Origin of the sequence: Paenibacillus sp. FSL H8-0280, from assembly GCF_045040665.1 — a bacterium.
In the GTDB taxonomy this organism is placed as follows: Bacteria; Bacillota; Bacilli; order Paenibacillales; family Paenibacillaceae; genus Paenibacillus; species Paenibacillus xylanexedens_A.
Window position 1 is genome coordinate 3202973 of the sequence record NZ_CP150296.1, and the last position, 24245, is coordinate 3227217.

General features: G+C 44.6%; 23 protein-coding genes. 16 read left to right on the top strand and 7 right to left on the bottom strand.

The features are described from left to right. Nucleotides 1-53: 53 nt before the first annotated feature. Together MHI12_RS14265 and MHI12_RS14270 are read right to left on the bottom strand one after the other, a co-directional pair. Nucleotides 54-1427 carry a sugar phosphate nucleotidyltransferase gene (locus MHI12_RS14265; RefSeq protein ID WP_405172746.1) on the bottom strand — a complete coding sequence of 458 codons (1374 nt, stop codon included), beginning with the start codon at nucleotides 1425-1427 and terminating at the stop codon, nucleotides 54-56. A 17-nt stretch (nucleotides 1428-1444) separates the two neighbouring features. Then, nucleotides 1445-2254, bottom strand: coding sequence for a DUF6492 family protein (locus MHI12_RS14270; RefSeq protein WP_405172747.1), 810 nt, complete (start codon nucleotides 2252-2254; stop codon nucleotides 1445-1447). Between the two features lie 202 nt (nucleotides 2255-2456). Here MHI12_RS14270 and MHI12_RS14275 point away from each other — a divergent pair, with 202 nt between their 5' ends. The 5 genes from MHI12_RS14275 (at nucleotide 2457) to MHI12_RS14295 (ending at nucleotide 9221) form a co-directional block, all read left to right on the top strand. Beyond that, nucleotides 2457-3221 (top strand): YheC/YheD family protein, encoded by a 765-nt coding sequence (locus tag MHI12_RS14275; protein ID WP_405172748.1) that lies wholly within the window; start codon nucleotides 2457-2459, stop codon nucleotides 3219-3221. 198 nt (nucleotides 3222-3419) lie between these two features. Next, nucleotides 3420-4160, top strand: a complete 741-nt coding sequence (locus MHI12_RS14280; RefSeq protein WP_405172749.1) for a LytR/AlgR family response regulator transcription factor — start codon at nucleotides 3420-3422, stop codon at nucleotides 4158-4160. 1 nt (nucleotide 4161) lies between these two features. After that, complete coding sequence (locus tag MHI12_RS14285) at nucleotides 4162-5460, top strand: ATP-binding protein (RefSeq protein WP_405172750.1); 1299 nt, start codon at nucleotides 4162-4164, stop codon at nucleotides 5458-5460. Between the two features lie 110 nt (nucleotides 5461-5570). Next, nucleotides 5571-7622, top strand: coding sequence for a serine hydrolase domain-containing protein (locus tag MHI12_RS14290; RefSeq protein WP_405172997.1), 2052 nt, complete (start codon nucleotides 5571-5573; stop codon nucleotides 7620-7622). A gap of 195 nt (nucleotides 7623-7817) precedes the next feature. Further along, nucleotides 7818-9221, top strand: a complete 1404-nt coding sequence (locus MHI12_RS14295) for a PQQ-binding-like beta-propeller repeat protein (protein WP_405172751.1) — start codon at nucleotides 7818-7820, stop codon at nucleotides 9219-9221. A gap of 67 nt (nucleotides 9222-9288) precedes the next feature. Here MHI12_RS14295 and MHI12_RS14300 read toward each other — a convergent pair whose 3' ends face one another. Beyond that, a complete protein-coding gene (locus MHI12_RS14300; protein WP_405172752.1) occupies nucleotides 9289-9963 on the bottom strand; it encodes a class I SAM-dependent methyltransferase in 675 nt (224 codons plus the stop codon). A 162-nt stretch (nucleotides 9964-10125) separates the two neighbouring features. Here MHI12_RS14300 and MHI12_RS14305 point away from each other — a divergent pair, with 162 nt between their 5' ends. From MHI12_RS14305 to MHI12_RS14320, 4 genes are all read left to right on the top strand, one after another. Next, nucleotides 10126-10785 (top strand): hypothetical protein, encoded by a 660-nt coding sequence (locus MHI12_RS14305; protein WP_405172753.1) that lies wholly within the window; start codon nucleotides 10126-10128, stop codon nucleotides 10783-10785. A 145-nt stretch (nucleotides 10786-10930) separates the two neighbouring features. Further along, entirely contained in the window at nucleotides 10931-11911 is a 981-nt protein-coding gene (locus MHI12_RS14310) for an SDR family NAD(P)-dependent oxidoreductase (RefSeq protein WP_405172754.1), read from the top strand. Between the two features lie 236 nt (nucleotides 11912-12147). After that, nucleotides 12148-13056 (top strand): UDP-N-acetylmuramate dehydrogenase, encoded by a 909-nt coding sequence (gene murB, locus MHI12_RS14315; protein WP_405172998.1) that lies wholly within the window; start codon nucleotides 12148-12150, stop codon nucleotides 13054-13056. Between the two features lie 138 nt (nucleotides 13057-13194). Next, nucleotides 13195-13893 (top strand): hypothetical protein, encoded by a 699-nt coding sequence (locus MHI12_RS14320; protein WP_405172755.1) that lies wholly within the window; start codon nucleotides 13195-13197, stop codon nucleotides 13891-13893. 42 nt (nucleotides 13894-13935) lie between these two features. Here the strand turns inward: MHI12_RS14320 and MHI12_RS14325 are convergent, their stop codons facing one another. The 4 genes from MHI12_RS14325 to MHI12_RS14340 all read right to left on the bottom strand — a co-directional run bounded on the left by MHI12_RS14325 (nucleotide 13936) and on the right by MHI12_RS14340 (nucleotide 18512). Next, entirely contained in the window at nucleotides 13936-16185 is a 2250-nt protein-coding gene (locus MHI12_RS14325; protein WP_405172756.1) for an FtsX-like permease family protein, read from the bottom strand. A gap of 30 nt (nucleotides 16186-16215) precedes the next feature. After that, on the bottom strand, nucleotides 16216-16914 hold the full coding sequence (locus MHI12_RS14330; RefSeq protein ID WP_405172757.1) for an ABC transporter ATP-binding protein: 699 nt from the start codon (nucleotides 16912-16914) through the stop codon (nucleotides 16216-16218). 1 nt (nucleotide 16915) lies between these two features. Beyond that, a complete protein-coding gene (locus MHI12_RS14335; RefSeq protein WP_340967673.1) occupies nucleotides 16916-17503 on the bottom strand; it encodes a TetR family transcriptional regulator in 588 nt (195 codons plus the stop codon). 223 nt (nucleotides 17504-17726) lie between these two features. Next, the gene (locus MHI12_RS14340) at nucleotides 17727-18512 is read right to left on the bottom strand and encodes a DUF817 domain-containing protein (RefSeq protein WP_405172758.1); all 786 of its coding nucleotides are present in this window, start codon (nucleotides 18510-18512) and stop codon (nucleotides 17727-17729) included. A 266-nt stretch (nucleotides 18513-18778) separates the two neighbouring features. Here MHI12_RS14340 and MHI12_RS14345 point away from each other — a divergent pair, with 266 nt between their 5' ends. From MHI12_RS14345 to MHI12_RS14375, 7 genes are all read left to right on the top strand, one after another. Further along, entirely contained in the window at nucleotides 18779-19123 is a 345-nt protein-coding gene (locus MHI12_RS14345) for a YojF family protein (protein WP_405172759.1), read from the top strand. A gap of 23 nt (nucleotides 19124-19146) precedes the next feature. Further along, a complete protein-coding gene (gene bshB2 / locus MHI12_RS14350; RefSeq protein WP_405172760.1) occupies nucleotides 19147-19821 on the top strand; it encodes a bacillithiol biosynthesis deacetylase BshB2 in 675 nt (224 codons plus the stop codon). Between the two features lie 317 nt (nucleotides 19822-20138). Then, entirely contained in the window at nucleotides 20139-21527 is a 1389-nt protein-coding gene (locus MHI12_RS14355; RefSeq protein WP_405172761.1) for a nitrous oxide reductase family maturation protein NosD, read from the top strand. Further along, nucleotides 21524-22105, top strand: coding sequence for a nitrous oxide reductase accessory protein NosL (locus MHI12_RS14360; RefSeq protein ID WP_405172762.1), 582 nt, complete (start codon nucleotides 21524-21526; stop codon nucleotides 22103-22105). The genes MHI12_RS14355 and MHI12_RS14360 overlap by 4 nt, the downstream gene beginning before the upstream one ends. Before the next feature lie 28 nt (nucleotides 22106-22133). Then, nucleotides 22134-22955 carry an ABC transporter permease gene (locus MHI12_RS14365; protein ID WP_405172999.1) on the top strand — a complete coding sequence of 274 codons (822 nt, stop codon included), beginning with the start codon at nucleotides 22134-22136 and terminating at the stop codon, nucleotides 22953-22955. Next, nucleotides 22948-23661 (top strand): ABC transporter ATP-binding protein, encoded by a 714-nt coding sequence (locus tag MHI12_RS14370; protein WP_405172763.1) that lies wholly within the window; start codon nucleotides 22948-22950, stop codon nucleotides 23659-23661. The genes MHI12_RS14365 and MHI12_RS14370 overlap by 8 nt, the downstream gene beginning before the upstream one ends. A gap of 2 nt (nucleotides 23662-23663) precedes the next feature. Beyond that, nucleotides 23664-24215 carry a TlpA family protein disulfide reductase gene (locus MHI12_RS14375; protein WP_405172764.1) on the top strand — a complete coding sequence of 184 codons (552 nt, stop codon included), beginning with the start codon at nucleotides 23664-23666 and terminating at the stop codon, nucleotides 24213-24215. The last annotated feature ends 30 nt before the right edge of the window (nucleotides 24216-24245 follow it).

Consider the following 24245-nt stretch of genomic DNA (forward strand, 5'->3'; position numbering starts at 1 on the left):
CCGCGAATGGAAGGGGCTGTATGACACGCAGATTGAATCGGTTTATTCTCCCATTAAGCGTTAAATGAACCTGCACTTTTTAGGATTACATTCCAATCTTCTTCTTCAAAAAGTATGTTTTCTTTATCCTCTGTTACCCCGATCCGGACCTCAAGGATCACCATCCTGGTTTCAGCCAGAATAGAAAAGAGACTCTCCTTGGTAATCGCGAACTGATTGCCCATACTCACTTGCATGACCTTTCCGTTGACGAGCACTTGCCCACTGCCTGCAAGCACGGTCCAAGCTCTACACCCACTTCTATGCCAGTTCAACCCGATATGTTTGCCCGGTAGAACTGTTATGTTTAATGTGGTTACTGTTCTATTCTCATCTTCTAACGAACTTTCAATGACACGATAACTGCCCCAGGTTGCTTCACCATACATCGGTTTTAATGGCAAGTTACCCAATTGCGCTTTAATTTCATTTGCATTATTTTTGTTGGCAATGAGAATGCCATCCGGACTTGCGGCAGCGATAATACCTGGCACGCCAATGACTTGGATGGGGTAGGGAAGCTCATTAATAATATAGGAATCGGAGGAAGAACCCGAGATTCCACCGTGTCCGATTACATGGGTATCTAACTGTGCGCACAGCGTATCCCAGCTTCCGATATCCTGCCATACTCCCGTATAGGGTAGTACTGCGGCCCGCTGCGCCTTTTCTGCAACATGTTTGTCAAAACTGCGTTCAGGCAACTGCTCATAGAGGGCTAACAGTTGTTCATAATTCACCGGAAGCCCCATTTGTTCAATATGGGACATCATAAACGCGACGGTGAATGCGTACACACCGCAGTTCCATAGTGCCCCACGTTGTAGCAGAGTTTCAGCAATGGTGGCTTCGGGTTTTTCTATAAAATGTGTAATGGGCGCATAAGCATTACGTTCTTCTCCACCTGGAAGGATGTATCCATACTGATCTGAAGCATGTGTAGGCCTTGTCCCAATTAGAGCGATATCGGCTTGAGAATGTTTCAATATGTCCGGCAGTAATTGGAAGTTGCTGAAAAAATCTTCACCTGCGAACACATCAGCTGGCGCGATACAGATCACATCGTCATCTTTGGCCATTCGGAAGGATTGCAGATATAACGTCGCTAAGGCCGCCGCAGTAAAAGTGCCTCGTTTATAAGGTTCCCCGATGACTGGTATTTTGCCTTGAGTATGTCGTGCCGTAATATTAGCCTGATCCTGATGTGAAATAATGAGTGTTGAATCCGTTAGGGATGAACTGTCAAGCTGGCGGCATACTCTGCTGATCATGGATTCCCTACCTCCAGCGGGTGATGGAAGTATATCTATGAACAGCTTGGAGCGAAGCTCATTGGATAAAGGCCAGAGCCTTTTGCCAGAGCCGCCGCACAGCAGTACGATATGCATGGGCTTCCTCCTTAAGCTCAGGGAGCTTTACTATAGATTTTCCTTTTATGAAAGGAAAGAGAACGATATTTAAGAGCCAGATTGCGGATTTGTTGCTCTTTTAACGAAGAAGCGTTCACATTCAGACTTTTATTCTTGGAACTTCTAAGGACCATGCTGCCTGGGTTTTTCGTATACATAAAATTGGCATACGTTTCATACTCGGAGAAACCAAACTGCTTTTTCTTATTGATATTGGAGATGATTGCTTTGTACCATGGCAGTTTATGAACCGCTTCAATTTTCTGTTTTAAGGTAGCGAGTTTCGATTTGTCGAACAGCATATAATGGGTGACAAAAGAGCGGGGACGTGGAGCTTTCATGCCTAACAACTTGCGGTAGGTATTGAAATATTCCGGCTGGCTCCAGTCACGGCAGTAAAAGACTGTTTTGCCTTCTACAAGAAATGAATGAGGTTTAATCAGTACGGTATCCGCATCCATGACTAGAAAGTACTTTGCCTTCACAATGGAATCTCCGTTCATTTTGAGCAGCTGTTGATATAACCAGCCTGACCGATTCCATCGGGAGGACTGGTAATGTATGTCGTTTTTGGTTATAGGCAGGACGGATCGCTCATTAACAAAAATGCAGTTTTTGAGGGTACAAAGTTTTCTGATTTTGGTGCTGACCGGAGAAACAATATATATGCTTCCAATGGGATGTTTTACATAACGGCGAATGTTATCGATGACGAGGGGAAGGGTAGCCAAATCTTTCTCGATCGCTGGTATCAGAACATCAATCTTAGGCGCTTTATTCAACCGGATTTCAGGCAAGACGGACATTTACTCATCTCCTTGCACAAATCGTGATGACTCATTATATGGTATGTGTGCAAAAGTGTTTCGGTCAGGGCATGTGCAAATATACATTTTTACGAATAGGGGCTTTTGTTGAGGGCTCCTTTATCGGTATTACATATAATGCATGCAGGATCTTGATCAAACAGCGGGCTATGATGCGGTTGCTGAAGGGAGAGTTTACGACATGGGAGTTGATAAATTGCAGCCGTTAAGAAGCAAGTGGTTAAAAACTAAATTGATCATTAATAATGAATTAATTAAACCGTTTATCCCCGACACACAGAAATATAACAAAACGAATCTGAAATCCATGATCAGCAAATATGGGATGGTCTATGTCAAACCCGAGAGAGGTACTTTCGGGATGGGGGTTATTAAGGCCGAGATGGAAAGTCAGCAACATTTTGTCTATCAGATCGAGCAAAAACGCCTGACGTTTGACAGCTTTGAATCGTTTTATAACAGTCTGACTCGCGTGGTGAATAAAAGAAGTTATCTGATTCAGAGAGGAATCCATCTTCTTAAGCACAATAACAGACGTTTTGACATCCGAGTCATGATACAGCTAAGCCCGACCAAACATTGGGAAGCTACCGGAATCATCGGCCGACTGGGTCATCCAAAGAAAATCGTAACCAATTATCATAGTGGTGGAACACCGATGGATATTCACAAGCTGCTACAATCACATGCATCCACCAAACGCAGGAATGAACTGGTTCAAGAGATGAATGAGCTTAGCCTGCGCATAGCTCGTCATATGAAAAAAAAGTACCCGCATCTTAAGCAAATTGGTGTGGATATCGGCCTTGACCACAGTCTGAAACCCTGGATTATTGAAGTGAATGTCAAACCTGACCCATATATATTCAATCAATTAAAGGACAAGACGATGTATCGCAAGGTAATACGATATTACCGCCATGCTTTCCCAAAAAAAACAAAGTAACAGACCGGTTTTTTCATAGGAATGGATGGAGAAGGTTTCAAGCTCAAGAGTCGTCAATGTGGCGACTTTTGAGCTTGAACTGCGTTTTAGAGTCTAAATAATGCATTTCATCCCAATTCGACTCCGAAACCTATGCTAAAATAGTATATTCGAGAGTGAAATTCAGAGTCGATGTCGATGAAAGGCGGATGTTCCCCCATGTTCAATATTGCAATCTGTGATGATGAGGAGCAGCAACGAGAACGTGTGAAAACGATGCTGCTCTCCTTATCTCTAAAAACCAATTTTGATTTTCAAATTAGCCTATTCACATCTGGTGAACAGCTGCTCTCGCATTACAGAGAGGTTGGGGATACATTTCATATTCTCATCTTGGATGTGGAGATGGGCGGAATGAACGGGATTCAGACCGCTAAAGAGATCAGGGACATGAAGTTTCTGGATGTACAGATTATGTTCTTGACCAGTTACCCGGAATACATGGTGGAGAGCTTTGATGTCATCACCTTCCAATATCTGATCAAGCCAATTCAGCCGCAAGTTTTCGAGGAAAAGATGATTAAGCTGTGTCAATATTTTCAGGCATTGGACAAAAAGTATGTATTAATCAAATCAGACTATGATGAACTGCTGCTGAAATATGATGATATTCTCTGGATTGAGGTCGTCAAAAGTTTAACGATCAAGAACAAGTTGAATTTTGTGACACAGGAAAATGTACATGAGACCAAAGGCATTTTATCCAGCTACGCTACCGGTCTGAAAGACCATGGTTTCTTGCAGATTCATCGCTCGATTATCATCAACCTGATGCATGTTCAGAAGTTTTCCGGTACCCAAGTCGTCATGTTGAATGGAACGGAATTGCCCATAGGCAGATCCAAGGTCAAAGAAATCAAGGATGCCTACACCAAATATATGATCATGAGGATTCAGTGATATGGATGCCTATATGATCTTTTCCATCATCTTTGTGACCTTACTTATGGCATTTCAGGCAAATTTTTATTTTGATTCTGTGCTGGGCAAGTCCAAGCGGAAGCCTCAGAGAGCGCTCTATTTCGTAGTATTTGTTATGCTGGGTTATTTTTATTTGGCATCTTCCTTCTCCGATCTTGTTTCGACTGCTGTTGCTCTGGTATTAATCTTTAGTCTGGCACAGTCCTATGGAGTGGAGTTCAAAATCAAGCTTGTTTTTACCATCCTGTATGCGGTCCTGATTACTATGGCGAATACGATAGCTGTATATATTCTCGGAGTTTTGGAATCCACAGATTTCATTTCATGGGAACAGTTCAACGGAGATGACCACTGGATTCTCTCCAAGGTGATGCTGCTTGGTTGCAGCATCATGTTCATTGTTATTCAAGTTGTCCGTCTAGTCGCCAAACGTAGAAGTTTTGCCGTTCATTATCGTTATTATTTGCTGTTTCTTATCGTACCCATTATTACAATCTATCAGATCAATGTGGCCTCCATATATAGTGAAAAAAACATATTCTACGTCTTTTCTGTACTAGGCTCTCTATTTCTCAACGTGTTCATTGTTTATGTATTCGATAATATGGTGGAAAAGGTACAGCTCGTGCATGAAAATGCCGACTTGCAACGTCAGATGGACTACCAGGATGCCAACTATGAGAAGACCGTTCACAGTTTCAAAAACATTAAATCCATCATCCATGATATCAATCAGCAATTTCTGTATATTGATGAATGTATCCAACGTAACGAACTGGCGGCAGCAGGTGACCATATCAAGTCTACGTTAAATACGATTGAAGGTGCATACCAGCGGGTGAACTCCGGCAATCTGGTCATTGATGCTCTCGTTACGAATACCCTGGCTATGGGGCAGGCAAACGGGATCAAAATCGACACCAAAATCCAGCTCCACTCGCAACATGTCCAGATTGATCGGTACGATCTGTGTGTGGTGCTGGGTAACATGCTCGATAATGCAATTGAGGCCTCCAAGAAGGTTAGACAGGCCGAGGATCGATACATCCTGATTGCCATTCACTCCACATCATCTGCACTTGTCATCCAGATTATGAATCATGTGGAGCAACCGATTGTTGACTTGAAAAGTGACAAGTCCAATCCGGAGTACCATGGGATCGGTCTAACCAATATATCGCGAATGTGCGAGAAATATGGTGGACATATGAGTATTGAGCATCAGCATCGGAAATTTAACAACATGGTTGTGCTTCCGTTCCACACCGACAATCCCTGAACCTGCCGTTCAGGGGTTGTTTTTTTCCATTCAGGGTTCGTTTACGTTTGATCAGTCTCTTCCCGGATATGATGAATTCATTCATAAGAACATTTGAGGGAGGACATATGATGAAGAAACTAATTAGTCTTTTATGTACAGCGGTGCTTGTAATTACACCGCTGGCAGATGTCAGCGCAGAGGCGAATAACAGCGGTACGATTGAGGCACGGGCGGAGCAGATCGCCAAGGAGATGGTGCAAAACTACGGTGTCACCAGTGTGCAATATGCAATCATGGATGAAGGGGAATATATTTTATCAGATAGTGTCGGACTGCACGATAAGGCATCACAAAAGCCAATAGACAAGGATAGCATGTATGGCATAGGCTCGGTTAGCAAAATGGTTGTTACGGCAGCTGCCATGAAGCTGGTTGATTCCGGTAAAATAGATCTGGATGAGCCGCTTACTTCGTATATCAAGGACTTTAAAATGGCAGATACGCGCTATACTCAAATCACACCGCGCATGTTGATGAATCATTCATCCGGTCTTTACGGTACACATTATGGAAACAGCATGTTGTTTGAAGATAATGACACCCGCAATCATGATGAGTTATTGCTCAAACTTCAGTCCGAAAAACTGAAATCCAAACCTGGCGCATACTCCGTCTACGCCAATGACGGTTTTCAATTGCTTGAAATCCTGGTTGAACGGGTGAGTGGGTTAAGCTACAGCGAATACATCGCCAAGTATATCAGCGAGCCGTTGAAGTTGGAATCAACGAAGACACCACTAGATTCCTTTGACAGAGCGCAATTATCCGAAACCTATTGGCCTACACTTGAGATGAAGATGCCTACCGAAAATGCAAACATTATCGGCACAGGCGGAGTGTACTCTACCGCAGAAGAATTGAGTCATTTCGGAGAGGTTTTAATGGGGAACAGACCGGATATTCTGTCCGAATCTGCTGTGAAGGCTATGCAATCTCATGAATATCGTAATGGCATATGGGTATCTGATGAGCAAAATACGATCAATTATGGCTTGGGATGGGATTCGGTTGACCTTGCACCTTTCAGCGATTATGGGGTTACCGCGCTTGCCAAAGGCGGGGATACCATGTTGTACCATGCCGTGTTAATCACTATACCTGAACATGATATTTCAATGGCGGTTCTATCATCTGGCGGATCTTCCATCTACAATCAGATGTTTGCCAGCAAAGTGCTGCTGGAAGTTCTGGCGGATCAAGGCATCATTGACAAGGTTAAACCCGATCAGACCTTCTCGTCACCTGACAAAGTGAAGATGCCAACAGAATTAAGCGCGTACTCCGGTCTCTATGGTACGGTAGGAGAGACATTGGATATAACGATTAAGGATGGTGAGATGCAACTGCCTGCTTTGCTGGGTGGAATTATTCCAGAGCAGAAATATGTGTACACAGGCGACGAACATTTTACGAGTATGGATGGCAGTGTGAAAGCCAGCTTTGTGAAGGAACGTAATGACAAGGTGTATGTTAAAGTTCAAGCGATGATGACGTTACCTGGTTTAGGTCAAACGGTGATGAACACGTATGATTATCAAAAACTGGATCATAATGCGCTTGACGCAGCAACGAAAGAGAAATGGACAGCTCGTGACGGCTCGAAATATTACGCGTTGGATGAAAAAATAACATCGATCTTTTATCTGCTTCCATCGATGCTGATCAAGAACCTGTCTGTTGATGCCAAAAATGGCTATGCTAATGGCACACAAATCATGGATGCAAACAACGCAGAGAATATCGCCGAGATTCCTGTAATGAACGGAAGAGACGCGTTTGATCTGCAATTTTACACAAAGAATGGCGCCGAGATTTTGCTCCAGGATGGGCAGGAATACATTGCAGAGGATGCGATTACTCCAATCTTTGGTGGGAAAAAAGGAATTACAACTATTCCGGTAAACGGTCAAGCCCGGTGGTATGCGATCGACGCCCGATCGGGTAACAAATCCATCACGGTGGATTCTCCCAAGACCGGAGGTTATGCAGTGTATAATGATAAGGGGGAAATGGTTGACTTCTCTGTAGCAACCAATCAGGAGTCGACGAAGCTCCCGAAAGGTGGTTTTATCGTTTTTGGTGGGGATGCCGGTGATGTCTTCCAGATCCAACTAAAGTAAAGCAGGGACTTTGTTACAAAGTCTCGTTCGCAACTTGTCACATAAATAATGTCGTATTCAGGAAGTCGCCTTATGGCGGCTTTTTTGACTTTTTATTAGAATAATTTAACAATTTGGTAACTATTCGGCCTCACTGCTCGTTATATTTATGTAGTTATATATCAGGCTCATTTTTAACAGGAGGAATCACTATCTATGATCAATAGACATAAACGTCAAACGACTAAGCAATGGAAAAGAAGAGCAGGCAGACCCATCGTTGCAGGTCTTACTGCCGGAATGTTGATGGTTCATGGAGTCATCGGCGTGTTGCCATCTCAGGCACATGCTGAAGCATCGGATGTATCCATCCGTAACTGGTATTCCTATCAGCGAATCACTGTACCTGAACTGAAACCTTCTTGGACAGCGAAAGTAGATAACTATCTGAATATGAACGAGACGTATGTTGGAGTTAATGCCATCGCAGAAGAAGGAAAAGTATTCACGTTTGCTGGATCGAAGTTGATTGCACTTGATGCGACAACAGGTAAACGGCTGTGGACTTACGGCAAAGATCTGACTCCTTATATTACCTATCGAAGCGGGATTCTCTACGGACTGACCATTGATCACAAGCCATATGCCTTGAATGCGAAGACAGGCAAAGCAAAATGGCAGTCAGGCACATCCACCTGGATTGATACGTATAACCGTACGGAAGCTCTGATTCCAACGTTGGATACCCTCTACGTGATTAAGGGGAGTACAACGTTTGCACTGGATATCCAGTCAGGCAAACTGCGCTGGGAAGCAGATGAACCATTAGGTGAAGGTAATGGTACTGAGTATCTGAGAGAATCTAATGGTGTGGTGCTGAGAACCTTTTTTGTCCAAGGGGCACTTACATCCTTACAGCTTAATGCATATGACAAGAAAACGGGCAAGAAGCTTTGGGGTCATTTTGGTCAGGGGGAAGCTATTCAGATCAAAGACGGTCTTGTATACTCAGCGGACTACTATTCTTCGATGTTGGAAAATGACGAGTCTTCACCAGAACGCAAATGGAAAGTTAATGTGTACAACTTGAAGACCGGTGTGTTGAAAGGAAGTCAGGAGTATAAGTGGTCCATGCCGGGGGATCCACCGTATGTGAACGGGTATGGAGGGATATTTTCCAATAAAGACAAACTATACATTTTACAAGGGGATAAGATAGCGGAGTATTCGTTGACCTCAACCAAGCCGGGTCCCGCGCCACTTCGAACTTTTCAGCGCCCTTACGGAGAAAATATGTTGTGGCTTGGCATTACACAGGAAAGGTTGATCTTCAAAAACGACAACACGGGAGAACTCACAGGCATTAAGCTGGCTAATGGTCAGGAGGTTCAGTGGCATGGTGATGCCCCCGTTTCTCAGATCGATGTTTACGGTAAAGGAATGTATCGAGCGCAACGTAACGGCACCCTGCTTGCCCTCAACATGATGACGGGTCAGCCAGCTTTTCGAGTCTCTACCGGGGGAGACCTGCATAATAAGACATTGAAGACAAATGGAATGATCATCATCCAAGCCGAAGGCAAACTTCTCGGCGTCAAGCTGCCAGCATCGCTGAAATAATCGATTCAGAATAAAATCATGGGAGAAGACCGGATCAGGGCATAACTCGCTTCTAATCCGGTCTTTTTTATTTTTGTGCGTAAAACACTGCAAAGTCCAAGTATTTGTACATGCAGTCTGCCACGCCAAACCCAGCTTCCTCCAACCACATCAATTGATCCTCCAGCGTGGCATTGATATCCACCTTGCGTCTTTCGATCGAAGCCGAGGTGGCTTCCTCAGACAAACCACTTTGATGTATCGTTTCTAACCAGCGCTGTCGGTAATAGGTGTCCGTATCGGGGGTTCTTCCCTGAACTTGATCTGCGTTGATGAAGCATCCGCCTGGTTCTAACAACTTGTGAACAGAGTCAAACACCTTTTTCTTGTCAGCGTGGGTCAGATGGTGAATAGACAGGGAGGAGATAATCATATCGTAGGAACTGGTGAAATCGTACTTGGAGTAATCCCCGACCACATACTGCACTTGTGTAGCATCAGCAAACCTTCGACGTGCCCCTTCGAGCATTTGATCACTAATATCGATCAGGGTTAATCGCGCGTTGGGATACTTTTGCAGGACCAATCTGGAGAGCAGTCCCGTTCCTGCACCCAGATCAAGAATACGTGGAGAATCGAGCGGACTTTCCATTAGATCCAGAGCCATTCCATAAAAATCATCAAAACAAGGGATAAGCTGCTTTCGCTGCACATCATAATCTTGGGCTACCTTATCAAACAGCTGCTTTACTGAGAATTCCATGTGCTCATCACTCCTTGAGGTTTTCTCCATATTTTACAAACTGAAAGGCATCAAGGGAAATACTGATTATGGATAAACTCATAGGTTGGACCTATGGATTCCGAGTCTCAGCCATGGGTAATAACATGTAAGCACAGAATATAGACAGGGGGAATGAACCTGATGTTTCAACCACGTTCTGTTATGATGAGTATCTCATTAATCATTATGGTTCTAACACTTGCAGCTTGCTCTGGTAGTAATGAACCTTTGCCTAGCCCTCAACCATCAATGCCAGTAGGTGAACCTGCTCCAGCACCTTCAACAGAAAATGAACAACCATCTGAAACAGATGGAACAGAAGAAGCAAATGAAACGGAGCGTCCACAGACCGCAAGTTTTGAAATGTTGACCGCAGATGGCAATCAATCACTAGAGGCGACCTTGCAACAAGGAGAAGGATTTTCCTTGTACGTATTCGAGAAATTCACATTTGATGCTGCTCAAGGCCGTCTGACACTGACTAGTAATGCTGACTATTATGTGGATATTGAACCACTGCCTTCGGATTATAATCTGGCAGAACTGGAGACAGCGGGTAAAGAAGAATTAGTAAAAGCCGGTAAGGTATCTGATTATAGTGGAGAACTGGTAGAACACCCGCTTGGTTATGCCGAGCTCTATCTTCAGGCCTCTGGTGAAGAAGGCATTAGCGATTATATGGTCTGGAAATCAGAAGAAGGGGACGCATTTCTATTCCGTCTTCATAATCCAAAAGGAGAAGAGGCCTCTGATTTCGCCAGTCCGGTCCTTGTTTCGTTATCCACCGTTCAGGGTGATTAAAGTCGCCAACTGGCGGCTTTTTTTTACTTTTGCAGATTGCACGGAGAAGTTGCGAGGTGATGTATTCACTTCCATTTGACTTAGAGTACGCTCTAGGGTGTAGACTTTGAAGAAGAAGAGAAATATTGCCAAGGAGATGAACAGAATGACACAGGAAAATAATACTAGAACTTTACAATATAAAATGGACTCTGGCTTCAATCATAATAGTACAGCGGAGGATGTATTGAGAGATATGGACTTGTCCGGACAGCTTGCTATTGTAACGGGTGGATATTCCGGCCTGGGGTTGGAGACGACACGTGCGCTAGTTAATGCGGGAGCCCGTGTAGTGGTGACTGCACGTCGTCCAGCGGTTGCGAAGGAAGCACTTTCGGGTCTGGAAGGTGTTGAAATAGATGCATTGGACCTCGCTGATCTATCCAGCGTTCGTGCTTTTGCCGAGCGGTTTCTGGCGAGTGATCGGAACATTGACATGCTGATTCTTAATGCGGGCATCATGGCTTGCCCGGAGACGAGGGTTGGTCCTGGCTGGGAAGCTCAATTTGCAACAAATCATCTGGGCCACTTCGCCCTGACTAATCTGTTATGGCCAGCACTCGCAAGTCAGGGGGGAGCACGTGTTGTTTCCTTGGCATCAGCGGGACATCATTTCTCACCGATTCGTTGGGATGACATTCAATTTGAACAAGGTTATGAGAAATTCCCTGCCTATGGACAGTCCAAAACAGCAACGATTTTATTCAGCGTTGAGCTTGATCGTCGAGGTGCAGAGCACGGAGTACGTGCTTTCTCAGTTCATCCAGGCGGAATTATGACACCACTACAGCGTCATATGCCAAAAGAGGAAATGATTGCTCTGGGCTGGATTGATGAATCTGGACAAGTGGCCAACCCTGCGTTCAAAACACCTGAGCAGGGGGCAGCGACGCAAGTCTGGGCAGCAACTTCACCTCAGCTTGAGGGAAAAGGCGGTGTCTACTGCGAGGATTGTGACATCAGTGAATTGGCTCCAGAGGATGGAGGTTTCTATGGGGTCAAGCAATATGCTATCGACCCCGAGCAAGCTATTCGTTTATGGGAGCTATCGGCCAAGCTGACTCAAACAGACATAGAACTCTCATAATCATGTAGTTGCGGCAACAGAGCAACAGCTTGCTTCCATCCAGAAGATCAGCTCATTTTCTTCTTATCTGGCCCGCATGGCATCACGTCTTCAGGAACTCACGGAAAGGTTCAAAATCTAAAGAGAGTGCGATTAATTATAATGAAAACAACATAATTTCAAACAAAATCTCCTATTTAGCATATAATAAAGAAGGAGCATCTCATTTTCGCGATGGTGCAATCATTTCTTTATGAATTCAGGGAGAGAAAATCATGAATATTTTTGAGCATCAGATACCTTTGGAAAAAGTGAAATTCAATGAACCACTAAAAAATCACACGTTTATTAAAATAGGTGGCAACGCAGATATTCTCATCCATCCAACAACGATAGACGAAATCACTAAAATCGTGGAAATTGCCAACTTACATCAGTTACCTCTGACGGTCATTGGAAAAGGCTCAAACGTCATTATTAAAGACGGGGGCATCCGGGGAGTAACGATTTCTCTTAGCCACTTTGATCAAATTAAAGTGAATGAGGACAGCATGATTGCGCAAAGCGGCGTTGATATCATTGATGTATCCAGACTTGCTTTGGAGCATAGCTTGACCGGATTGGAGTTTGCTTGTGGCATTCCCGGCAGCACGGGGGGCGCACTTTACATGAATGCGGGTGCTTATGGCGGTCAGATCGCCGATGTTGTTGAACGTGCGACTGTGATCACCAAAGACGGCGCAGTGTTGGAGATCCCGCGAGAAGAGATGAAGTTTGGTTATCGAAATAGTCTCTTCAAGATGGATCACTATATCATACTGGAGGCCGAATTCGGGCTCAAAAAAGGAAACAAGGAAGATATTGCAAGCAAGATGAAGGAATTAACGTTCCTGAGAGAATCCAAGCAGCCGCTTGAATTCCCCTCTTGTGGAAGTGTATTTAAACGACCCGAAGGACATTTTGCCGGTAAACTGATTCAGGATTGTAACTTGCAGGGCACTCGCATCGGAGGCGCTGAAATCTCCATGAAGCATGCAGGTTTTATCGTAAATGTGGATCACGCTACTGCCCAGGATTATATGGATTTGATCCAATTTATTCAGAAGAAAGTATATGATACGCTCCAAGTTGAATTGGAAACGGAAGTAATCTTTCTGGGAGAATAGCTTTGATGAATGACTTGAAAGGTCGCCAATGGCGGCCTTTTTTGATTGTACGAATTATACTCGAACAAGAACTCATATGCTAATTATGGTAATATCAGAGTGATTGTATTTAATATTTCATCATCATAAGGAGTGTAAATGGAGATAAACAAGCGTAACAGGAGAATTTTGCTAATCACTGCAATGATAATTTTACTATCGCCCCTGTCAATCTTAGCATATATGTATATGAATGAACGAGCTGGTGGGCTAGCCGATCAACGGATATCCAAAGTTTGGGGATTGAATGAACCTATACGTATTCCTATAGCGAACAGTCCTCAAGGGGCCGTTCAAGAATTTAGAGGTGAGTTTTATACCTCCCAATTCATTCATCAGGAGGCTGTGGACGGGGGCATGATTTTGTTTACACAAAAAAAGGGTCGGGAAAACAACAATAATCTTCAGATGGAGTATACCCGCAAGAACATTTTTGGATGGAAATGGGTATGGGGTGGAGGATATTCCATTAATGAATCAGTTGAATCCAAGCTTGCGTTGAATTATATGAGCATACCGAAATTAGAAAAAGTATCGGCCCCGTTTCCCATGTTATTTGGTGACATCATAGACTCCACTATCAAACGTGTAACTGTTGAAATCAAGCAAAATGGAAAGCCCGAAACTTTCGATGCGAGGCTGGTTGAGGCAGGTGAGAACCAACAAATCTGGTACGCATTCCTGCCTTCATCAGCGACTCCTCCTTATACGATCAAAGCATACGATGAAAAGGAGAACCTCTTAATCAACAAAGACATTGAAGAGGCAGACGGCTTTGGCTCATTATTTGTTGAATAATCTCATCTCAAATAGAACAACTATGCATTCTATAGTCACAACTTATTCATGACTTGGAATACTTTCAAGCCCCATGCCTCGTGTCTGCTTAAACACTTTTCGCTTAAATAAGGAGACGACCAACTGATATTGAAGCAAAATCAGTATGAGGATCAGGATTAGAATCCACCAATGGATCTGGAACGGGATATAATCCCCGGTTTCTAATGAGATCATGCGCAAGATTGCACGTGCTACCAGGATCGCAAAAGGTACAGCAATCAGATACAGCAGGACAAATAGCGGTTTGTATACATCGACGAGCGTACGGTTAATGTCTCGATGGCTATATCCAAGCAATCGAAGGATATGCATATCCTTATGGCTATCCTGAACGTTAAGCAAAATGACTAGATATATCAGCAGGAAACCGACAAGAATCCCTGCCACTTGATTAATGACAGCACTGGATTGGCTCGATACTGCATCGCTACGCAGAGCAGCTAACTTGTTCTCGGCAGTAACCACTCGTGCATTTGAGTCCTGAGCACTGTCGTTACTGTATTCCCCGTTATGCATGAAGGGGCTAACGTTCAACCACCTCGCTAATTGTGTTTTGGATGTATAGATCGTATCTGCTTCACCATTTCGGCTAATCTCCCGAACAGAGACTTTATGCGGTTGATGATTAATGATCAGTTGAACGGTATCTCCGGATAGGATGTCATACAACGAACTGGTCGCCTCGCTCACCACAATACCATCTAGCTCAGCAGGCAGAATGGGGGTGTTGTCATGATCCATGAGTTGAACCTGTGTTCCCTGGTCGTCCATGCCGACCAACTCTACTAAGAATTTTTGCCCCTCAACTCCCATAAGCTGGACGGGCTGCCTGAGGTAGTACATGCTGGAGCTATGCGAGGTTACTTCATCTTCCCTCAGATCCGGATAACGGATATCGTACATGTAGTGCATGCCTGTCGTCTGCGATTCCAGGGCGGCACCACTTGATTGATACAACGAAGAACTCATGATAAATAACAAGGTCATCAGAAAAATTGCTGCTGCACTTAAGAAAATGGCGTTCCATTTGCGAAGCACGACGCGCAGAGGAAGCCTTAATCGTTCCGGCAAAAGGCTAATTACGGATTGAAGAGCTGTGGTTAATCTTCCATTCGGAAGAGGCTTAATCGCGTTATGCATGACATGAAAGGTCTCTTGGCGCAAAAAAGGAACGATAGACATCCAGGTAACCAGCACCGTTCCGATGATAGGAATCAAAAGCCCAAACAAGATAGAACGGAGTTGAAGGCCTCTTTCCCAGAAGGGGAAGGAGTACATTTGAGAATACATATGGATTAGGACAGAGGAACCGAAGAAACCCAAAACCATCCCGACGAGTCCTCCTGCTGTCGATAGGATCAGTGAATAAACAAGTGGTGCGTGGCTGATCTGTCTTGCCGTATATCCCATTGCCTTGAAGCAACCGAAATCTTGACGGTGAAGGCGGACGAAACGGGTGTAGAACATGTAGAAGATAAACAAAGTAATGAGTGTGAACAAGAAGAGAAAGCTCTGGGCCAGGCTTTGATTGGAATCGATTGCGGTCAGTGGTTCGGTGCTGCTCTCAAGTCCAGAATCGAAAGCCAAATATGAGAAGGCGGGGTCACTACTTAAGCGCACTTCAGCTGAGCCGGAGTCCACATCTAGTTTGAACTGTGCTGCATAATAGCGCTCTTCCTGTCCGTTAATCTTATGGTACACATCTGGGGTAACGACACCGAATGTCGCTTGATTGTAATCTTGCTTCAGGTCATTGAAAGGAATAAATGATTGGTAGTCTGGCAAAAACATGGAGCCAACGATGGTGAGATTCTGATTTCCCATGGTAATCGAGTCTCCTACAGTCAGGGCATGCTTATCCATATACTGCGGCATTAGGGCAACTTCCGTAGAAGCTGCCGGCAGTCGACCTTCCAATAGGTAAGGTACATTTAGCATCTGGGGTGGAGCGAGCAGATAATAATTTGTACTGTCTTGTGTAACTTTTTTGAATCTTTTTTCCTCGATAATAGCATCTGTATGTATCTCCTCTAACACACGTAAACGATCTGCATCTTCTTGCAATTGGAAGCGGAAATCCTCCAACTGTTGTGTCTCTGCGTATTCTTGAATACGAACCTGATTACGATCCACTGAGAATTCCACAAAAAAATACATAAATGAAGTAAGCACCACCATGAGAAACAGCAGGATGGAGTATCCCCGGTTTTGCTTCAATAAACGGTACACCTGCTTGTTAAGATAGCGCATTAGTCTTCCGCCTTCCCATTGTGAGTAGATCTATGCCCAATGCATCTGTGCAGCAGTAATTGGGTGCTCGTTCAATCGATCCTGATAGATGGAGCCGTTCTTGATTGTAATTACGCGCTGAGCAGTCTTGGCAATTTCAGGATTATGGGTGATGAACACAATGGTCACTCCGTATTGCTGCCGGGCAAGATGAAGAAGCGCGATCACATTTTTGCTGTTCATCTCATCCAACGCACCCGTGGCTTCATCGCAGAACAAGATACGAGGCCTCTTAATTAATGCACGTGCAATGGCTACCCGCTGCTGTTGCCCACCAGACAGTTGACCGGGAAACTGATTCAGTATGTCCTCAATCCCCAGAAGAGCAGCTAGCTCCTCAACCGTGTGGCGTTCACTTGTTCCAGAGAGACCAATGTATATATTTTCACGAACCGTAAGATGAGAGAGCAGATGGTACTGTTGGAAAATGTACCCCAGATGCAGTCTGCGAAAGTCGGCAAGTGCATCCTCGTTCAGTTCAGCAATGTCCTGGTTATTGATGAAGACGTGACCATTCGAGGGTCTGAGCAGTCCTGACATCAGGTTGAGAAGCGTGGATTTTCCGGAGCCACTTGGGCCAATGATGGCTGTAAACTCACCTTCAGCGAGATCCAGACTGATATCGCCTAGTATCATTTCATTTTTCTTAAAATATTTCGTTACGTTCTGAACGGAGATAGCGATGTTCATCTTACACACTTCTTTCATAAAGATGAATTTGGATGAAATCAAGCTGTTCGCGAATAAAATCTTCAGTTAGATCGGTAGACAGGGCAAGCACTCGTAGTCCCTCCAGGAAAATAACAATATGAGCAGCAGCCGTGTGGCTTGCCTCAACCTGTATTTCACCACGTTGGACCCCATAGTCGATCAGTCGACTGAGCTCCGTGATGCTATGATCCTGTTGGCGGTGAAGCAACTCACGATCCTCTGCATTGCGGTGTGACAAGAAAAACTCATACGCCGCGGTCATAATACTGTCATTGATCTCAGTTAGATCGATCCGTTGACTTGTCCAGAATGCATCCATGATCTGCTGAAATGGTATAGCTGCTTCCATCTGGGCTGTAAAAGTTTCATGCGTCTGTTTGCTACTTTCCATCAATAAGGATCTGAAAATCTCCTCTGTTGAGTTGAAATATCGGTAAAGACCGCCGCGGCTAATTCCGCATTGCTCCACAATATCTGTCATCGTGACAGCATGGAATCCTTTTCGAACAAATACCTGATGTGCACCTGCAAGGATCATCATTTTTTTGGACAACGATTTCTGAGTCATAGCTTCCTCCTGATGTAATAGAATCGAAAAAAGTGACATCAATGTCGCTTTCTTGATCATTTTATGACACCAGTGTCGTTTTTGTCAAATGAAAGTGTTACCGATCAGGTGGGGGACATAAGTATATCTCCAGTTGCATTGGCACAGTAAAAAAACAGCGGCATTCGAAGACTTTATGTACGAGTCTAAGATTGCTGCTGTTTTACGGTTAGAGAATAAATAGTTAAATGGGCTTTGGGTCATCTGCGGTTCGATTGGCCTTCACATATTTGAGCTGCGCAACGATGATGACACTGATGATGACCAGCAGGAACCACGAACTGATCTTACTAAAGCTAACCAGTTGCCATGCATCATGCTGATCGGGATACTTCCAGCCATTGAAGAATGTAGCGATGTTCTCAGCAGTCCAAATGAAGAAACCAACAATGATAAAAGCAAGCGATAAGGGCATTCGATAGGTCGTTGCTCGTACCCGGTAAATAATCCAGGTTTTCCAGAAGACAACGAATACAAGCACCGTCAGCCACCAGCGAAAATCGGGCATAAAATGATGAGTGAAAAAGTTAATATAGATGGCTGCTCCGAGCAGCATCGAAGGTGCAAAACCAGGCCATCCGGTCATGTCCATTCGCAGTCTTCGCCACACCTGACACATAAAACTGGCTACACTTGCATACATGAATCCGCTATAAAGAGGGACACCCAGGATTTTGCTGTATGCTTGCTCAGGGTATGACCATGATCCCATCCATACTTTATAGATTTCTAGCACCAGGCCAATAATGTGAAATACACAGATGACCTTGATTTCATCCTTGGTTTCCAAGCCGCTTCGATACATCAGGTACTGCACAGCAAGTAATACGAGCAAAATGGCATCATATCGATGAAGGAAAGGAATAGGAATTACGCTGGACAGGGCCAGTGTTCCAAAGATCGCTACGGGAAATATGCAGCTCATGGCCTGATGATAGCCAAAATGAAGTAGTTGTATTAGAGATTTCAAGTCGAGTTAAACTCCTTTCCAAACATGTTGGAGCAAGATTCATTTAAGATTTAAGCTTCTTCATCACGGGCGTTTTTGCCTACACTTCATAATATAGATATGATCCATGAATAAAAAGAGAAAAAACCACGCAAATCTGTTCTTGTTTTCAAACTGGAATCATCATGAGAACGCTCTATAAGAGGCGATAGGGTCACTCCATGTATATTCTCCTCTGGTTATGTTAAAATGAAATTCGTACAATTACATTAGACAAGGAGGCCGCTATGCAACCGATTAAACCTCAAGATATTCAGCTCCGGATCAATAATCTTGCTGATCAGGACTTATACGTACACCTCGAACTCACGTCTGGAGCGTATGCGCATCACTATGACAGTTCGAAGCACCCAGCATCGGCATTCATTACCAATGCGGCCATACGATATACGCAGGGGTCCATTTCAGGTACGGGTCCATACCGGGTTGGTCTCAAAACCACTCAGGGATGGATTTATGCCGAGGGCCTTACACATATTGACGAACAGGACCAAGAAAGACTGATTCTGGCTGGTCACGACACCCAAGGTAAACTAGTTGTGGCACTACAATTAAGCCGAGAGATGTTCTGATGAAAGTGGAGGATTGAATAACCATGAATACTATACACAATGAGCATGAACGAATCTTGGTGGTGTATCCACATCCGGATGATGAAGCTTTCTCGGTATCCGGAACATTAGCCAAGTACATAGAAGGTGGCTCTCACGTTACCTATGCTTGTCTAACACTAGGCGAGATGGGACGTAACATGGGAATTCCACCTTTTGCTAACCGCGTCACATTGCCTGAGATTCGTAAACAAGAACTGATTGAAGCTTCCGCAGCGATCGGAATTCAGGACTTAAGAATGCTCGGTTTTCACGATAAAATGATTGAGTTTGAAGACCCGCAGCTGCTCGACGATTGTATTATGGCACTGCTTGAGGAACTGAAACCGTCGCTCGTCATCACCTTCTATCCGGGCTTCAGTGTTCATCCCGATCATGATGCTACCGGAGAAGCCGTCATTCGCACGATTACTCGTCTTCCTGTAGCTGAGCGCCCAGTGGTTCACTGTGTTGCGTTTTCGAATAATCATGAACAGTTCATTGGCAAAGCAGATGTATTCGTTGATGTGACTGGATTTTTAGGTCAAAAGATGGCATCCATTCGTGCCCATCGTTCACAATTCCAGGCAGCAGAGCTTGTCGGAAATCGTGAGCTGAATAATGAAGAAATCAAGAAACGTTTTGGCAGAGAAACATTTTGGACCTATCCATTTGAATAATCGGATCACTTAGAAGTCGCCATTATGGCGGCTTTTTTTGGTTACATCACAATATCGACACAAAAATGTAGCGTCTATAGCCTAATTGAGCTATATGGAATAAATATCATTTTAAGTACACTGTGATCAGGATTGTGATAACGCTTCATTTATTACGTTGCTTCAATGGATGAGGAACATGGAGAGTTGATTTTAAGTGGAATGGAGGGATGGTGTGTACAACCAACGTATATTTTGGATTAACGTAAGACCCGTTGAATACATTGCCACAGCAATAAGCAACTGTAACAAGAAGCCGGAATTGCGCGGTTTGAATCATGAGTAATCCTTGGGCAGGCTTGAGTGTATTCAACAGTTGTAAGAAGAGTCGGGTTACGGGTTTCATTTTTCTAATCGGAATGATGATGCTCCTGCTATCCCTTCCACACGGTGCAGTCATTGCCTCCTCCGGACATCGTGATCTCATTCCCCTTCAGCCTATGATTGACCGTTCTGCGCCAGGAGAAGTCATTGTACTTGCATCAGGTCGATATTCAGGCCCTGTAACGATTGATAAGAACATCACCATTCAGGGTGATCCTACGGTCATAGTCGTGAATGAGGAAACCACTTCTACAATAACTATTCAGTCGGATGGGGTGAAGTTAAGCGGGTTTACGATTGAGCATAATGCGAATGAACAGACTGCAGCCATTCTGATTGAAGGGAAATACAGTGAGATCACGGATCTGCATATTCAGACCCAGGGGTACGGGATGATCATCCGAAATTCGAGTCATGCAACGATTCAGCGGAACAACATTACTTGGATGGGGGCTGATTCTGCTTCCAGTAGCCAGAAGGGCAATGGCATTGATCTGTACAACGCCCATGATAGCTACATTGAAGCCAATGAGATCACCGGCATGAGGGATGGAATCTATCTGGAGAACAGTCGCAAGTCTACCGTGCAAAATAACAGGCTGTTACATACAAGGTACGGCATCCACTGTATGTACATTGACGGCTCTTCTGTCATGGACAATACCGGAGAGGAGAACATGACAGGTGCCATGATCATGGGCGTCAAGAATACGGTCATATCGGGCAATTCTTTTCGCAAACAGAGTACCAATGTTCATTCCCAAGGGATTCTGTTGTATGACGTGCATCAATCCTCAATTCACAACAATGTGGTGGAGGGTAATCGTGTCGGCATGAATATTGCAGAGTCTTCAGGCAATGAGATTCGTGGCAATGCGGTGCTTCGGAATTTTGTTGGCATCCAGCTTGTTCTGGCAGAAGCTAATGAGTTTACACGTAACCAATTGGTGTCTAATGTCATTGAAGCTTCGGCGCTGGATAGCCCGAATAATGTCCTGATGGAGAACTACTGGGACTCCTTTCAGGGGCTCGATCTGAATCAGGATGGGATCAGTGAAATCTCCTATGCCATCAATCCTTTTTATGAGCAACTGGTCAGTCGAAATTCTGCGTATCAGCTCTTTTTTCAATCACCGGGTATGGTCTTTCTGAGTGACTTGTTTACAGAAGGCAGAGAACAATGGACTACCGACAATTCGCCACGAATGAGCATGGATACGGGATCTGATCTGAACATGTCAGTGGAAAGGGTACCAGGTTCCGATGTGGTGTGGATGCTTGGTTTAATTCTGCTGGGCATAGCAACTTTTATAATCATCTATATGGGGGTATTACGAAAATGAACAAAAGTTTGAACAGAAGATGGACATTGCTCATGGTACTTATGTTTGGCATGGTGCTGTTAACCGCTTGCGGATCAAAATACGCGGCATTGCCGATCAATGAAGACGTGGATATCTGTGCGATCTGTAAAATGCAGGTGAAGGACGATGCGTATGCAACACAGCTCACTACGAAAGACGGCCAAAATTACAAGTTCGATGATATCGGCTGCATGAACCAGTGGAAAACAGAAAATGGCACAGATAACATCGGCATGGACTATGTACGTGATTATAATGACAAGGAATGGATTGAATACAGCAAAGCCACGTATGTATACGATGCTTCATTGCGTACACCTATGGCCTATGGGATTCTTAACTTTAAGGACAAGCCCTCGGCTGAAGCTTTCATTGCAGAGCAAGGTGTTGGAACCATTATGACCGCTGAGGATCTTGCCTCTCATGACTGGAAACAGAACACAGAGAATATGGACATGATGGGTGAACATGGGCATGATGAGCATGGACATGGTGAAGAAGGAGATGGTAATGAGATGCATCAGGAAGGTGAGATGAAAGAAGAGTCAGGCCACTAAGTATGACAATAGAAAATGGTGATCAATGATGTCAGATATGATACAGATTGCAAGACGAGAAGTGAAAATGGGATTTCGCAACCCTTGGGCGTATTCGTTTCTGATCCTTTTTTGCACATTTAGCTTAAGCTTGTTACTTCTGAATTCGCAGAATCTGGTTGAAGGATATTCGGGCACAACAGGTTCGATGTTGAATCTCATTCTCTACCTTCTGCCATTAATGACGCTATTCCTCGGTTCCTTCTCACTAACATCCGAAAAAGAAGACGGTAGCTGGCAACTGCTGTCCACGTATCCCATTGGCACGATGTCTTTTATTGTGGGCAAGTATCTCGGGCTGTCGATTGTTTTAATTACCATTGTTGCGTTTGGATACGGCCTGATGGGGGTCCTTAGCGGAGTAATCGGGAATACACTGGATGTCATGACATATCTTCTCTTTCTAGCATTCTCGTGTGGACTGGTGTTGTTATTCCTGACGCTGGCTCTATTTATCGGTTCGTTGTCGCGCAATCGGTGGCAGGCGTTAACCATATCCGTGACCGTATGGTTTTTCGCAGTCATTGGATGGCCGACCCTATTGCTCTCTGTGCTGGGACTGATGCCTTATCTTTGGGTGAAACCGCTGCTGATTATACTAACGCTCATCAATCCGGCCGAGCTGGTGCGATTGTTTGTAGTCATCAAACTGGGAGGCGGCTCCATTCTTGGACCAGAATATTATCGATGGGTGGAGTGGGTGCAGCAACCAAGTGGCAGTTGGATCTTCATCGGGATATGCCTATTCTGGATTGCTTTCTCTGTCCTGGCGGTATATGCGATCTGGGAGAGGGGGCGTTCTCATGGATAAGGTGGGACTCGAAGTGATGGGACTGTGCAAATCCATTAAAAAGCAACCAATTGTTGAGGATATCTCCTTTCGAATTACTTCAGGCCAAGTGCTTGCCCTCTGTGGAGGGAATGGTGCAGGAAAGAGCACGGTGCTGCGTATGATCGCAGGAATTCTTCGGCCTACCTCCGGTGAGGTTGCAGTGAACAATGTACGTTGGTTGAAGGAACGCAAGCGTTATTCAGAGCAGATTGGATATATGCCGGACGATTATCAATTTAATCAAGGACTGAGTGCGGAGGAAATGCTTCTGTTCTGGGCATCTCTGAGGAAAGTTCCCAAGGAGAGAGTACAGGAAGTACTGACCATGGTAGGTTTGGAGGATCAAAAGAAAAACCGGGTTACGACCTTCTCCAAAGGCATGCGCCAACGTGTGTTATTCGCCCAGGCTGTGCTGTCGAAACCTCCACTGCTCATCATGGATGAGCCAACAAATGGATTGGACCCATTCTGGATGCAGGAATTAACTCAGCTGCTCAAGGGCATCAAACAGGAAGGCCACATGGTCGTGTTCTCGACCCATCAGCTGGAGATTGCAGACGATATTGCGGATCAGGTGATATTCATGAACCATGGACGTAATGTGGGAGAGGGCTCCACTCACGACTTTCGTGATCAATTCGGTTCGCTCCATGCAGCATTTCATCAAAGTCTTGGCTTAAAGTGAAGGTGAGTTTATTGCAGAAAAAAAGTTTTAAAAGCAGACGTACACTTACAATTTTGATTGGTGTGATCGCATTGTTAGCAGGTACATGGGCCATTTTCGAAAATGTATCGACACCCGAGTCTGAGCGAGGTAACGCCATTGAAGTTGGTGCCGTGGCTCCTGAGTTCACAGCGGTTAATTCAGCAGGCGAACAAGTCAAGCTGTCGGATTATCGTGGCAAAGCCGTCATGATTAACTTTTGGGCTTCATGGTGCACACCTTGTGTAAGGGAGATGCCGCTCGTTCACCAGATTGCTCAGGACTATCAGAACGACGTGGAAACCCTGTTTGTTAACGTGGGGGAATCGAAGGGGACGATTCGTGAGTTTATGGATAACCAGGCGTTTGATTTTCCGGTGATCATTGATGTGACGGGCAACCTATCAGGTATGTATCGGATTACAGGTTTACCGGCAACGATGGTTATTGATAAGGACGGAGAGTTCCGTCATATATTGCTCGGTGAACTGACCGAAGATACACCGTTGCAGCAATGGTTGGAAGAGAGTATCTAGTTGTAAGCGCTGGATGGTGAGAAAAGGGGC